This window comes from Terriglobales bacterium, from assembly GCA_035543055.1.
Taxonomy (GTDB): Bacteria; Acidobacteriota; Terriglobia; order Terriglobales; family Acidobacteriaceae; genus JAIQFD01.
This window is the reverse complement of sequence record DATKKJ010000170.1, coordinates 1-12,917: the sequence shown is the minus strand read 5'-3', so window position 1 is coordinate 12,917 and position 12,917 is coordinate 1. Positions and strand designations below refer to the sequence as shown.

Sequence of the window (12,917 nt, the reverse complement as noted above, 5' to 3'; positions counted from 1 at the left end):
GCCGGTGCCGCTGGGCAGCGGCAACGACTTCCACCGGGCTCTGGGATTCGGCACGATGGCGGCCGCGCTGGCCGCCTGGCGCGGCTTCTGCAGCGGCGCCGAGCGTTCCCGCCGCATCGACCTGGGCATGATCAGCCGCCTCGAGGGCGATGCGCCCAAGTTCGTCTCCTACTTCTGTTGTGTCGGCGGGGTCGGACTGGACTCGGAGGCCAACCGCCGCGCCAATGCCATGCCGCGCTGGCTGCGGGCGAACGGCGGGTATATCGCAGCGGTGATCGGAGCGGTGGCGGCGTTCAAACCGCAGAAGATCACGGTCGAGTGTGGTGTAGGCCAGCCGCCCTCGGCTGGCTTGATGGAAGGACAGGCGGGGGCGCCTGTCTCACGCAGGATCAGCGAGCCTGCAATGTTCGTGGCCTTCGGCAATGCCCAATCCTACGGCGGAGGCATGCGCATCACGCCCACGGCGCGGCTCGAGGACGGCCTGCTCGATGTCTGCTTCGTGCGTCAGGTCGGCAAGGCACGGCTGCTGCGACTCTTCCCCACCGTCTTCTCCGGCAAGCACGTCGGGATCAAGGAGGTCGAGTATTTCCAGGCGGAACGGGTAAGGGTGGAAACGGAAACGACGCTCGATGTCTATGCGGATGGCGAATTCATCTGCCAGACGCCGGTGGAAGTGACCGTCGCCCCGCGCGCCATGCGAGTGATCCTGCCGCCCCTCGCCAAACGCTAGTCGCTGGTCAAGCGGGCCACCAGCGCGTCAGGTAGTCGCTCAAGGTGAGCGCCAGCAGGATCAGCAGCCAGAACAACCCGGCGCTGACCGCGATCTTGGTGATGCGGCTGCTGTGGCGGACCTCCATGAAGAACAGGGCCACCAGCAGCATTTTGGCGCAGGCGATCGCCAGGGCGGCCACCGGGTTGAACCAGCCCAGGTTGACGAACGCCACCCACACGGTCGTGCCGGTCAGCGCCAGCAGCGCGACGAAGATCACGGCGAAGGTCCGGGGTCCGGTGACGGTCTCGCTCGACATGTTTCTCCTCAGTAGTGCCGGCTGATCAGGTACAGCAGCGGGAACAGCCAGATCCAGATGATGTCCACAAAATGCCAGTACAGGCCCACGTTCTCCACCGGGTTGTGATACTCGGGGGTGTAGGCGCCGCGCGCGCCCGCGATCAGCAGCCAGGTCAGCAACCCCATGCCGATGACCATGTGCAGCGCATGCATGCCGGTCATGGCGAAATAAAAGCCGAAGAAGAGCTGGGCGTGGCGCTCGTCCACCACCATGGGCGAGTGGCCGGTGAGCGTCTCCTCGAAGTGGAAGTCCGGGCCGGGAATGTGGTGCTTCTCGTATTTCTCGTGCCACTCCACCGCCTTGATGCCGAGGAAGACGGCGCCAAAGAACATGGTCGCCACCAGGAACCACACCAGCAGCTTGCGGCTGCCGATCTTGGCGGCGTGGACGGCCAGGACCATGGTGAACGAGCTGGCCAGCAGCACTGCGGTATTCAGGGCCCCGAGCCTGATGTCCAGCGTCTGGCTGCCCGCCGCGAAGGCCCCGAAGTACTGCAGGCGGTACACAAGGTAGGCGCAAAACAGGCCGCCGAAGAACATGACCTCGGTGATCAGGAACAGCCACATGCCGAAGGTGGCGCTTTCCTTCTGCTGCGCCATGTCACCGAAGTGGCTCTGCAGCTCGGGAACCTGGAGCACCGATGGTTCGCTATGCGACAAACTCGACCTCCGGCAACGCCTCGTAATCGTACGGCTCTTGCTCCACGACCGGCGTCTCGTGGAAGTTGTGGGTGGGCGGCGGCGAAGTGGTCTGCCACTCCAGGCCGGTGGCGCCCCACGGATTCGAACCGGCACGCTCCCCGTAACGCAATGACCACACGAAATAGATCATCGGCAATACGTAGCCCACCGCCAGGATCGATGCCCCCGCGCTCGACATCACGTTCAGCACCTGGAACTCGGGGGGATAGGCGTGGTAGCGCCGCGGCATCCCCAGGTAGCCCACGACGAACTGGGGGAAGAACGTCAGGTTGAAGCCGAGGAAGATGATGAGCGCCGAGAGCTTGGCCCAGCCCTCGGGATACATGCGGCCCGTCATCTTGGGCCACCAGTAGTGCAGCCCGCCCAGGTAGGCCATCACTGTCCCCCCGACCATGATGTAGTGGAAGTGGGCGACGATGAAGTAGGTGTCGGTGACGTGCACGTCCACACCCAGGCAGGCCAGGAACAGGCCGGTCAGGCCGCCGATGGTGAACAGCCCAATGAAGCCGAAGGCATAGAGCATGGGCGTGCGGTAGGAGATCGAGCCCTTATAGAGCGTAGCCGTCCAGTTGAAGACCTTGACCGCCGAGGGAATGGCCACCAGATAGCTCAGGATGGAGAAGATCATCGCGGCATAGACCGAGATGCCGGCCACGAACATGTGGTGCGCCCACACCAGGAAGCCGAAGACCGCGATGGCCACGCTGGCGAAGGCCACGAACTTGTATCCGAACACGGTCTTGCGGGAGAAGGTGCTGATCAGTTCGCTGGTCACTCCCATGGCGGGCAGGACCATGATGTACACCGCGGGATGCGAGTAGAACCAGAACATGTGCTGGAAGAGCACCGGATCGCCGCCCAGGGCGGGATTGAAGATGCCGATATGGAAGGCGCGCTCCAGCGCCACCAGCACGATGGTGATGGCCACCACCGGCGTGCCCAGCACCATGATGATGGAAGCCGCGTAGTTCGACCACAGGAACAGCGGCAGGCGGAACCAGGTCATCCCCGGCGCCCGCATGCGGTGGATGGTGACGATGAAGTTCAGCCCGGTGAAGATCGAGGAGAAGCCGGCGACCAGGATGCCCACCGCCGCCCCGATCACGTGGGTATTGGAGAACGTGGTGCTGAAGGGCGTGTAGAAGGTCCAGCCGGTGTCCACGCCGCCGGCGATCACCGAGTACAGCGTGATCATCCCGCCGGCCATCAGCAGGTACCAGCTCAGCAGATTGATCTTGGGGAAGGCAAGGTCCTTGGCCCCGATCATCAGCGGCACCAGGAAGTTGCCCAGCACCGCCGGCACCGACGGGATCAGGAAGAAGAACACCATCATGATCCCGTGCATGGTGAACATTTTGTTGTAGGTGTCGGAGGTGAGCAGGTCGCCGGCGGGAGTGATCAGCTCCAGGCGAATGACGGTGGCGAAGGCGCCGCCGATGAAGAAGAAGAACGTGATCGCCATCAGGTACAGCAGCCCGATGCGCTTGTGGTCGGTGGTCAGCAGCCACGACTTGATGCCGTACTCGATGTTCAGGTAGTGCTCGCGCGGCGGGGCTGCGGTTTGGGCGACGGTGCTCATTGGTTCGGGACCTTCATCGGTTCACCCGGGCCAGGCTGGACCTCGGGGTTGCGGCGCCGCATCTCCGGCGAGGGGATGTCGGCGTCCGGGTTGACGTTCAGCGGCATCTGCTTCAGCGACCTGATGTACGACACCAGCTGCAGCATCTCCTCTTCGTTCACCTGCCCCTGGAAAGTGGGCATGATGGGCTGGAAGCCGGCCACGATCTTGGCCTTGGGGTCGAGGATGGATTCGCGGATGTAGTTCTCGTCGGCCAGCAGGGAGCGTCCGTCGCTCAGGAACACCTGCTTGCCGAACAGCCCGGCGAGGTCCGGGCCCCGCTGGCCGCTGTCGGCGCGATGGCAACTGATGCAGCCGTAGTGCCGGAAAAGCTTCTCGCCCGACGAGGCCATCGAGCCTTCGCCGTTCTGCGTCAGCCAGCGCTCGTAGTCCGCCGGCTCCATGACCACGACCTGGCCGATCATCCCGGAGTGCTGGGTGCCGCAGTACTCGGCGCAGAACAGGTGATAGCTCCCCGCCTGCGTGGCCTGGAACCAGACGGTGCGGTAGCGGTTGGGCAGCACGTCCATCTTCACCCGGAAGGCGGGGACGAAGAAGCTGTGGATCACGTCCTGCGAGATCAGCGTGACCGCCACCGGCTGCCCCACCGGCACATGCAGCTCATTGATCTCGCGCTGCCCGTCCGCGTGCTGGAACTTCCACATCCACTGCTTGCCGACCCCGAACACCTGGATGGCGTTCTTGGGAACGCTGGCGTAACTGAAGTACACCCATGCTCCCCAGACGAACATCACCATGGCGATGGCCAGCGGCAGCAGCGACCACCCGGCTTCCAGGACGTTGTTGCCCTCGATCGGCACTGCCTTGGGGTGGACCGACCGGCGGTACTTGATGGCGAACACCAGGATGGTCAGGAAGATGAGCACGGTGAAGAACGCGGTCACCGCGATCAGGAAGAAATAGAGCGCGTCGGTCTTGCCCGCCTGAGTGGAGGCCTGCGCCGGAAACAAGGGGAAGTTCTGCCACATAGGCTAGCCGGCCCTCCCCGGAGCGGCGCGGGCGTCGCGGCGGAACATGACGATCATGAACCCGCCCAGCAGCAGCACAGTGGCGACGCCGCCCAGCCGCATCATGCGCATGGCGATGGCGCCGTAGCGTCCCTGCGCCGGATCGTAGTGGTAGCAGTAGAGCAGCACCTGGTCCACCAGCGTGCCGATCTTGTTCTTCGAGGCCTCGACCAGGCCCAGCCGCAGGTCGCGCGACGAATACTCGATGCCGTAATAGTACTGGGCGATCCTGCCCTCGGGCGTGATGACCATGATGCCGCTGGCGTGCGCGAACTGGTTCAGCTTGGGGTCGAAGGCGTAATGGAAGCCGACCGCCTGGGTGAGGGCGTCGATCGAGGCCTGGTCGCCGGTCAGGAAGTGCCAGCCGTCGTAGGCCGAGGGCCGCCGGTAGCGCTTGAGGTACGTTTCCTTCTTGGCGGCCGCCATCGCCGGCGTCTCGCGCGCATCGAAGCTGACGGTGACGACTTCGAACTCCTTGCCGGCGCTGAAGCTCAGCGGCAGGAAGGCGCTCACCATCCCATTCAGCACCTGCGTGCACAGCATGGGACACTGGTAATAGACCAGGCTGAGGATCACCGGCTTCTGGTGGAAATATTGCCCGAGCGCGATCTGGTTGCCGTACTCGTCGCGGAACTTGAGGTCGAGCGGGAGCTGCGCGCCCAGCTTCTGGTCGAAAGAGACCTTCTGCAGGAGCAAGGGGCGCGTGTCTTTCTCCGGCGGGACCAGGCGCCGGTCGTCGGCGCGGCCCGCCAGCGGCAGCAGCAGGGCCGCCATGAATGCCATCGTCTTGATGAATCCTTGTTGCATGACTCCTACTTTTGAGGCGGTGTGCGTTTCTGCGCCTCCGCGGCCGGGACGGCCATGCCTCCCGGCGCCGGGACGCCCATGTTCAAAGTCTCGCGATACTGGGTGGCGGGCTGCGGCGGCCGCGCCGGAATGCCGCGCTGCGCCACCAGGTCCATGGCGCGCTCGATGGGGATGTGGGTCACTCCGGCCGCCTGGTCCACCCAGCCATAGCTGGTCAGGCGCTGCTCTTCCTGCTCCCGCATCTGGTTGTTTTCCACTACCGCGTCGGCTTGCAGGCGCGGCTCCGGCGGCTGCGGCGGCTTGGCATAGACCGACCCCGCCGCCTGGTGCAGTTCGAGCGACACCCCCGGCCCGGCCAGGAGCTTGTAGAGCCCGACCAGCACCAGATGGATCAGGATCCCGGCCAGGGTCAGGACCACGAGGAACCACACCACGCCGCGCACACTGGCATCGCTGGGTTCGTAACTGACACCCGGATTGCGCAGGCTGGAGAGGTCGGGTTCGTGGTGATGCTCAGTCATGAACGTGTTCCTTGGCCAACAGGGCGCTGAACAGCGGGTCGCGCACCGCCACCAGCGGCTGGGCCTCCAGTTGCCAGAAGAAGGTCGCCAGCCACAGTCCGCCGATGGCCAGCGGAGCGGCGATGTCCATCCAGGAGAACCCGATGCCGTGGGCGGCGCCGGGCAGCGGGTTGGGCGCGATCAGCCAGAACAGGTCGAGCCAGCGCATCACGATGAGCAGCGACGCCACCAGCGCCAGCTTGCGGCCATTCCGCTTCAGGTCGCGCGACAGCAGCATGGCGAAGGGCAGCGCGAAGTGGAAAAGGATGATCACGAAGGCCACCAGCCGGTATCCGCCATGGGTGCGTCCCAGGTACCAGGGAATCTCCTCCGGCAGGTTTCCCGCCCAGATGATCAGGAACTGCGAGTAGGCGAAGTAAGCCCACAGCATCACGAAGGCCAGCAGCAGCTTGCCCAGGTCGTGGAAGTGCACGGGCGCGACGATCTGGGCGAACGGCGGGTACTTGCGCAGGATCAGCAGCACGACGATCATCAGCGCCAGCGCCGAAAGCCCCTGTCCCGCCATGAACAGCAGGCCGTAGATGGTCGAGGCCCAGTGCGGGTCCAGCGACATCACCCAGTCGATCGACATGAAGGTGACGGTCAGGGCCCACAGCACCAGGCCCGGGCCGCTGATCCCCTGCAAGGTGCGGCGGATGCTCACCCGTTCGGGGGCGTCCTCGCCGGCGCGGTCCTGCGCCAGCGAGAGCCGGTTCAGCACGACCGAGAGGGCGATCCAGATGAAGAAGTAGATGAACACGCGGGCCACGAACCAGGGCGTGCGCAGCCATATCAGCTTGTTGCGCAGCACTAGGTCGTGGGCCAACTCCGAGGCCTGCGACCAGTGGTACAGATGCCCCAGCCCGAAGAACAGCGGCACGAACAGCACCAGCATGAGCAGGAAGTTGCGGGTCGCGGCCTCACACGGACGGCGGATCAGGAAGCCCCACTGGCCGCCGCTCAGGTGCTGCAACATCAGCAGCGCCAGGCAGCCCAGGGTGATGCCGATCCACAGCACGTATCCCAGGAGATAAGAGCGGAAGAACTGGGCCGGGTCCACAAAGACGCCGATCAGCAGCGCGATGGCGCCGATCGCCCCGGCGAGGAGCGAACGCCGCCGCATCTTTCCGGTCAGCTCGCGCGGCGCCATCAGCTCGAAGTTCGGTTGGGTGAAAGCGTTCACTTCTTTTCTTCTCCTCCAACCGGCCCCGTCTTCGCCGGAGCGGCTTCGCCCTTGCTGGGCGGCTGGCCCAGCAACGGCCGGTCGCGCTCGGGCACGTCGCTGGCAGGCGCCGCCTGGCTGAGTTGCAGCGCGCGGATGTAGGCCACGATGGCCCAGCGGTCGGCGGGCGGGATCTGTTGCGCATAATCGGGCATCGCCCCGGAGCCATACGTCATGACGCGGTAGAAGTGCCCCAGGGGCGCGTCGCGCAGGCGGTCATCGTGGAAGCTGGGAGGCTTCAGGTAGCCGCGGCGCGCGATCGTCCCCTGGCCGTCGCCCAGCGCCGAGTGGCAGGGCGCGCAGAAGATGTTGAAGCGCTCCTGCCCGCGCTTCAGCAAGTCCTTGTTCACCGGCACCGGCATGGTGTCGAGCAGCTTGTCGCCGACCAGCCCGGTGTAGTACGAGGCGTCGTCGCGCAGCTCGCCGCGCGGCACGGTGCCCGGCACCAGCGGCCTGCCGGAACGGCCGTCGGCGAAGAACTCGCTCTCCCGCAGCGGGATGTACTTCGGCTGGTTGTGCATGTCGAGGCGGCAGCCGGTCATGAGCGACAAGCCGAGCGACGCGAGCAACAGGATGGGCGCCGTCCGTTTAATGCGGCACCTCCGTGACCTCGCGCGGGCTCAGCGAGCGCAGGAAATCCTCGGTACCCTTGCGGTCGAACTTGGGGTCGCGGGCCTCGATGCACAGGAAGAAGCGGTCCTTGCTGGCGAAGGCGAAACGTTCCACGTGGAACACCGGGTGATAGGGCATGGGCAGGCCGTTCAGGGCCAGCATCCCCAGCACCGCGAACAGCGCCGCCCCCAGGATGGTCATCTCGAAGGTCACCACGATGAACGCCGGCCACGAGTTCAGCGGGCGCCCGGCGACGTTCAGCGGGTAATTGAGGGCGGAGACCCAGTACTGCATCAGGTAGCCGCTCAGCCCGCCCAGCAGGCCGCCGATCAGCACCACCAGGGGCACGTTGGTGTGATGGAATCCGATGGCCTCGCTCAGTTCCTCGATGGGGAAGGGGCTGTAGGCGTCCATGCGGCGATAACCGGCCTGGTAGGCGCGGTGCGCCGCCTGCACCAGGTCGCTGGCGTTATCGAATTCGGCCATCAGGCCATGGATCGGCGGGCGCTTCAATCTCCAGCCTCCACTTCCGCTTCCGGCAGCAGCGTGCGCATCTCAAAGATGGAGATCATGGGCAGGAAGCGGATGAACAGGAACATGCACATCACGAAGAAGCCGATGGTCCCCACGTAGGTTGCCCAGTCCCACACCGTCGGCCAGTACATGCCCCACGACGACGGCAGGTAGTCGCGGTGCAGGCTGGTGATGACAATCACGAACCGCTCCAGCCACATCCCGACCAGCACGTCCAGCGAGAGGATGAACAGCCAGAAGGGGCTCTTGCGGATCGGGCGCACCCACAGCAGCTGCGGGATGGCGACGTTGAACAGGATCAGGCACCAGTAGAGCACCGCGTACGGCCCGCGCATGCGGTTGAAGATCATGTACTGCTCAAAGTGATTGCCGCCAAACCAGGCCATGAAGACTTCCATGAAGTATCCGTAGGCGACGATCAGGCCGGTGGCCAGCATGACCTTGGCGGAGTTCTCCAGGTGGCGCTCGGTGATCATGTCTTGCAGCCCGTAGAAGTGGCGGATGGGGATGGCCATCACCACCACCATGGCGAAGCCGGAGTAGATGGCGCCGGCGACGAAGTAGGGCGGGAAGATGGTGGTGTGCCACCCGGGCACGATGGAGACCGCGAAATCGAACGACACCACCGTGTGCACCGAGAGCACCAGCGGGGTCGCCAGTCCGGCCAGCAGCAGGTAGGCCGATTCGTAGCGCTTCCAGTGTCGCGCCGAGCCCCGCCATCCCATGGCCAGGAACCCGTAAGCGGCCCGGGTGACGCGGTTGGTGGCGCGGTCGCGCAGGGTCGCCAGGTCGGGGATCAGGCCCACGAACCAGAACAGCAGCGACACCGTGAAGTAGGTCGAGACCGCGAACACGTCCCACACCAGCGGGCTGCGGAACTGCGGCCAGATGTTCATGGTGTTGGGATAGGGGAAGAGCCAGTAGGCCAGCCACGGCCGCCCCAGGTGCAGCACCGGGAACATCCCGGCGCACATCACCGCGAACAGGGTCATGGCCTCGGCGAAGCGGTTGATGGAGTTGCGCCACTGCTGCTTGAGCAGCAGCAGGATGGCCGAGATCAGCGTGCCCGCGTGCCCGATCCCGATCCACCACACGAAATTGACGATGGCGAAGCCCCACGCCACCGGCATGTCGATGCCCCAGATCCCGACGCCCTTCAGGAACAGGTAGCTGACGGCCACCAGCAGCACGCCCGCCAGGCCCGCGCCGACGCCGAAGCCCACCAGCCAGCCGAGCGACACCCGGCGGGTCAGCACGATGGAACTGATCTTGTCGGTGATCGTCCCGAAGGTGTGTCCCGGCTCGAGCACTGGAGCTTTGCCCGGCAGCGGATGGCTCGGCTTCTCGGGCATCTACTTGTGCTCCTCGCGGTTCATCGGGTGGGGACCTTCGTGCGCCCTGCCGATGCCCGTCTCGTGCAGCTCGGGGCTGGGATTGCGGACCTCCGCCAGGTACGTGGTGCGGGGCCGGGTGTTGAGCTCGGCCAGCAGGCCGTAATTCCGGGGGTCCTGCTTCCAGCGCGCCACCGCGCTCCCCTTGTCGTTGATGTCGCCGAAAACGATGGCCTGGGTGGGGCACGCCTGCTGGCACGCCGTCTGGATCTCCCCGTCCCGCACCTTGCGGTCCTGGGTCTCGGCCTCGATGCGCCCGGCGTTGATGCGCTGCACGCAGTAGGTGCACTTCTCCATCACCCCGCGGCTGCGCACGCTGACGTCCGGATTGCGCATCAGCTTCAGGCTGGGCGACTCCCAGTCCTGGAACAGCAGGAAGTTGAAGCGCCGCACCTTGTAGGGACAGTTGTTGGAGCAATAGCGCGTCCCCACGCAGCGGTTGTAGACCATGTCGTTCAGCCCCTCGGAGCTGTGGACGGTGGCGCCCACCGGACACACCAGCTCGCAGGGCGCGTTCTCGCACTGCATGCAGGGCACGGGCTGGAAGTAGAGCTTGGGGTTGTCGGGATCGCCCTGGTAGTAGGCGTCGATACGCAGCCAGTGCATCTCGCGCGAGTTGATGACCTGCTCGCGCCCTACCACCGGGATGTTGTTCTCCGACTGGCAGGCCACTACGCACGAGTTGCAGCCGATGCAGGCGTTCATGTCGATGGCCATGCCCCAGGCGTAGCCCTCGTAGTGATAGGGTGTGTACATGGTCATGGCTTCCGCCGGCTCATCGCCGCGGGCGAAGTTCGGGTCCTTGCGGAACTCGTCGAGCGTGGCCGAGCGCACGACCTCGCGCGCAGCTGCCTCTTTGCCCAGCTCGCTGATGTCCATCACATGATGGTTGCGGACCGTCGCCAGAGTGATCCGCTCCCCGGCCTTGCGCAGGCTGGCGCCGCCGCCGAACCAGGGCGCGCTGCTGGTGCGCAGCGGATAGGCATCGAAGCCCTTGGCGGTGCCGGCGAGTGCCGCCCGCGTCCGGCCGTAGCCGAGGTGTACGGTCACCGAATGGTCGGGATGTCCAGGCAGGATGTACACCGGCCCGCGCATGGTCTTGCCGCCATAGTCGAGATCGACCACGTCGCCGTACTGCAAGCCCTCGCGCTGTGCCATGCGCGCGCCCACCATCACGGCGTTCTCCCAGGTGAGGGTGCTGACCGTCTTCTGGACCTCCTGCAGCCAGCCGTTGGCGGCGAAGCGGCCGTCGTAGAGGGTCGGGTCGGGGCGGAAGATGACCTCGATGCCCTGCACCGCCGGCTTCATCTCCGCCGGCAGGCTGGGAGTCTTGGCGAAAAGTTGTTTCGGAGTGAAGCCGGAGTTGGCGAGCAGGCCGTCGTGCAGCCAGCGCCGCCAGGCACTCTCGAAATCGGCGTCCTTGTACTGGCTTCGCCAGTAGGCGCGCACGATGTCATAGCTAGACTGCTCCGTGCTGACGGTCAGGGCTGCCAACAGTTCGTGGGCGCTGCGCCCGCTGTAGAGCGGCGCGATCAGCGGCTGCACGATGGACACGCTGCCGTCAAAGCTGCGGACATCGCTCCAATGTTCGAGGTAGTGCGCCTCGGGGAGGTGCCAGTCGCAGGCGGCGGCGGTCTCGTCCACATACAGACCGAGATGGATCTTCAGCCCGACTTTCTTGAGCGCTTCGGCTAAACCGAGGTCGGCAGGTGCGTCATACACGGGGTTCACGCCAAGCATCAGCAGCAGGCTGACCTTGCCCGCGTTGATGTCGCTGACCAGTTCGCGTAAAGACGCCCTGCTGTCCACCCATTGTGCCAGCGCCGATTCCGTGTAGGTGACCGTCTGGCCGACATTGCCCAGCGCCGCGTTCATGGCGTGCGCCAGCGCGTGCACCTCAGCGGTCTGGTGCTCGCCGGGAATCACGACAGACCGACCGCGCGCCGACTGCATGTCCTTGACCAGCACTTCGATCCACTTCTCGTGGACGACCTCCGCCGGACCGGCGGAAACGATGCCCAGCCTGCCGGCGATGGCCCGCGCCAGCAGCTGTACCTCCGAAGCGCGCACACCCAGCCGGTGGTCGGACTTGCCGCCGGTGTTGCTGGGCGTGCTCTCCAGCGCGTACAACCGGCTCATGCCCTGCTTGGGATCGCGCCGGCGCTGCATGAAGTCGCGCGACAGCCGCATGAAATCCGGATGGCCGGCCGCCGACATGAAGTCGGCATCCAGCGTAAGCACCACGTCCGCCTTGTCGAGGTGGTAGTGAGTTTCGACCGGCTCCCCAAAGGCCATGACCGCACCATTCCGCGCCGTGTCCCGGTGGTTCGGCTCCCATTGGTGCCACTTAGCGCCGGGATACAGTTTCAGAACTTGCTGGATCTGCGACGCCAGCGTCGGCGACGAGACTGCGCCGGTCAGGATCCGCAAGCCGGCTCCGCTCCCCGGTTGTGCTAGGGCCTTCTTGATCGCCCCCACCAGGCTGCCCCACGGCCGCACCTGGCCGCGGTTGAGGATGGTCTGCGAGCGCTCCGGGTCGTACAGCGACAGAATCGACGCTTGCGCGTACAGGTCCGAGGCCCCGCGGCTGGCGGGATGGTCGGGATTGCCCTCGATCTTGGTCGGCCGCCCCTCGTGGCTCTCTACCAGCAGCGGCTTACCGTAGCCGGACAGCGTCATGGCCGTCGCGAAGAACAGCGGCTTGCCCAGCACCATCTCTTCCGGCTGCCTGACGTAGGGGACGATGGGTTCCAGCGGCTGTTTCGTGCACCCGGCGAGTCCGGCGAAAGCCAGCGACGCCGCCGAGAGCTTCAGGAAATCGCGTCGCGAGAATCCTTTCTCGCCCTCGCGCCACTCCGAGGCGTGCCGCGGGAACTCGCGGTGCAGCATGTCCTCGAACTGGGGCGTGGCCGCCAGTTCTTCCAGGCTGCGCCAGAACTTGGGGCCGCGTGCCTGCGCCAGCTTCTCGCGGACCTCGGCCAGCTCCAGGCGCTCCTCCGCCGCCGCGATCTGGATCAACTTCTGGTCGTGACAGCTTTTCTTACCGTCTAGCATCAATGCGATGAATCCTATCGATGGCAGGTCGAGCAACTGGTCAGATCGCCCGGACTGCGTATGCCATACAGCTTGATGAGGTCCCGCCCCAGCGTCCGCTGGTCGGTGTATATCTTCCCCGCCACCGACACTTTCTTCTCTGTCGACGGCTGCTCGTACTCCATGTTGAAGACTTCGGTCTTCGGCCGCAGGTACTTGTCGGGAGCGCGATGGCAGTCGAGGCACCACTCCATCTGCAGCGAGTTGGCCTCGTAGGTCAGGGGCATGCGGTCCACGCGACCGTGGCAGCTCGCGCACCCCACTCCCTTGTTCACGTGGAT

13 protein-coding genes are annotated in these 12,917 nt (G+C 65.4%); 1 reads left to right on the top strand and 12 read right to left on the bottom strand.

Annotated elements, in window-relative coordinates; translation table 11 throughout:
* Positions 1-730: hypothetical protein (locus tag VMS96_11405; protein ID HVP44032.1), on the top strand; the 730-nt coding region annotated here is incomplete at its 5' end.
* Positions 731-737: 7 nt separating this feature from the next.
* Here VMS96_11405 and VMS96_11400 read toward each other — a convergent pair.
* From VMS96_11400 to VMS96_11345, 12 genes are all read right to left on the bottom strand, one after another.
* Positions 738-1,028, bottom strand: coding sequence for a cytochrome C oxidase subunit IV family protein (locus VMS96_11400; protein ID HVP44031.1), 291 nt, complete (start codon positions 1,026-1,028; stop codon positions 738-740).
* Positions 1,029-1,036: 8 nt separating this feature from the next.
* The gene (locus VMS96_11395; GenBank protein ID HVP44030.1) at positions 1,037-1,729 is read right to left on the bottom strand and encodes a cytochrome c oxidase subunit 3 family protein; all 693 of its coding nucleotides are present in this window, start codon (positions 1,727-1,729) and stop codon (positions 1,037-1,039) included.
* Positions 1,719-3,350, bottom strand: coding sequence for a cytochrome c oxidase subunit I (gene ctaD / locus VMS96_11390; GenBank protein ID HVP44029.1), 1,632 nt, complete (start codon positions 3,348-3,350; stop codon positions 1,719-1,721). Before ctaD ends, VMS96_11395 begins: the two co-directional genes overlap by 11 nt.
* Positions 3,347-4,378, bottom strand: a complete 1,032-nt coding sequence (gene coxB / locus VMS96_11385; GenBank protein ID HVP44028.1) for a cytochrome c oxidase subunit II — start codon at positions 4,376-4,378, stop codon at positions 3,347-3,349. Before coxB ends, ctaD begins: the two co-directional genes overlap by 4 nt.
* A gap of 3 nt (positions 4,379-4,381) precedes the next feature.
* Positions 4,382-5,224, bottom strand: coding sequence for an SCO family protein (locus VMS96_11380; protein ID HVP44027.1), 843 nt, complete (start codon positions 5,222-5,224; stop codon positions 4,382-4,384).
* Between the two features lie 5 nt (positions 5,225-5,229).
* A complete protein-coding gene (locus VMS96_11375) occupies positions 5,230-5,745 on the bottom strand; it encodes a hypothetical protein (GenBank protein ID HVP44026.1) in 516 nt (171 codons plus the stop codon).
* Positions 5,738-6,967, bottom strand: a complete 1,230-nt coding sequence (locus tag VMS96_11370) for a hypothetical protein (protein ID HVP44025.1) — start codon at positions 6,965-6,967, stop codon at positions 5,738-5,740. Before VMS96_11370 ends, VMS96_11375 begins: the two co-directional genes overlap by 8 nt.
* Complete coding sequence (locus VMS96_11365) at positions 6,964-7,575, bottom strand: cytochrome c (protein ID HVP44024.1); 612 nt, start codon at positions 7,573-7,575, stop codon at positions 6,964-6,966. Before VMS96_11365 ends, VMS96_11370 begins: the two co-directional genes overlap by 4 nt.
* Positions 7,576-7,594: 19 nt before the next feature.
* Positions 7,595-8,131, bottom strand: coding sequence for a DUF3341 domain-containing protein (locus tag VMS96_11360; protein HVP44023.1), 537 nt, complete (start codon positions 8,129-8,131; stop codon positions 7,595-7,597).
* Positions 8,128-9,504: an NrfD/PsrC family molybdoenzyme membrane anchor subunit gene (gene nrfD / locus VMS96_11355; GenBank protein ID HVP44022.1), complete on the bottom strand. Its 1,377-nt coding sequence runs from the start codon at positions 9,502-9,504 to the stop codon at positions 8,128-8,130. Before nrfD ends, VMS96_11360 begins: the two co-directional genes overlap by 4 nt.
* Positions 9,505-12,597 (bottom strand): TAT-variant-translocated molybdopterin oxidoreductase, encoded by a 3,093-nt coding sequence (locus tag VMS96_11350; protein ID HVP44021.1) that lies wholly within the window; start codon positions 12,595-12,597, stop codon positions 9,505-9,507.
* A gap of 14 nt (positions 12,598-12,611) precedes the next feature.
* Positions 12,612-12,917 (bottom strand): cytochrome c3 family protein (locus tag VMS96_11345; GenBank protein ID HVP44020.1); only part of this gene is annotated, 306 nt, incomplete at its 5' end.

What these genes read in the sequence shown, in the direction of transcription:
- VMS96_11375 (HVP44026.1), bottom strand. Translation starts at nt 5,745, where the DNA reads ATGACTGAGCATCACCACGAACCCGACCTCTCCAGCCTGCGCAATCCG.
- VMS96_11400 (HVP44031.1), bottom strand. Translation starts at nt 1,028, where the DNA reads ATGTCGAGCGAGACCGTCACCGGACCCCGGACCTTCGCCGTGATCTTC.
- VMS96_11380 (HVP44027.1), bottom strand. Translation starts at nt 5,224, where the DNA reads ATGCAACAAGGATTCATCAAGACGATGGCATTCATGGCGGCCCTGCTG.
- ctaD (HVP44029.1), bottom strand. Translation starts at nt 3,350, where the DNA reads ATGAGCACCGTCGCCCAAACCGCAGCCCCGCCGCGCGAGCACTACCTG.
- coxB (HVP44028.1), bottom strand. Translation starts at nt 4,378, where the DNA reads ATGTGGCAGAACTTCCCCTTGTTTCCGGCGCAGGCCTCCACTCAGGCG.
- VMS96_11350 (HVP44021.1), bottom strand. Translation starts at nt 12,597, where the DNA reads ATGCTAGACGGTAAGAAAAGCTGTCACGACCAGAAGTTGATCCAGATC.
- nrfD (HVP44022.1), bottom strand. Translation starts at nt 9,504, where the DNA reads ATGCCCGAGAAGCCGAGCCATCCGCTGCCGGGCAAAGCTCCAGTGCTC.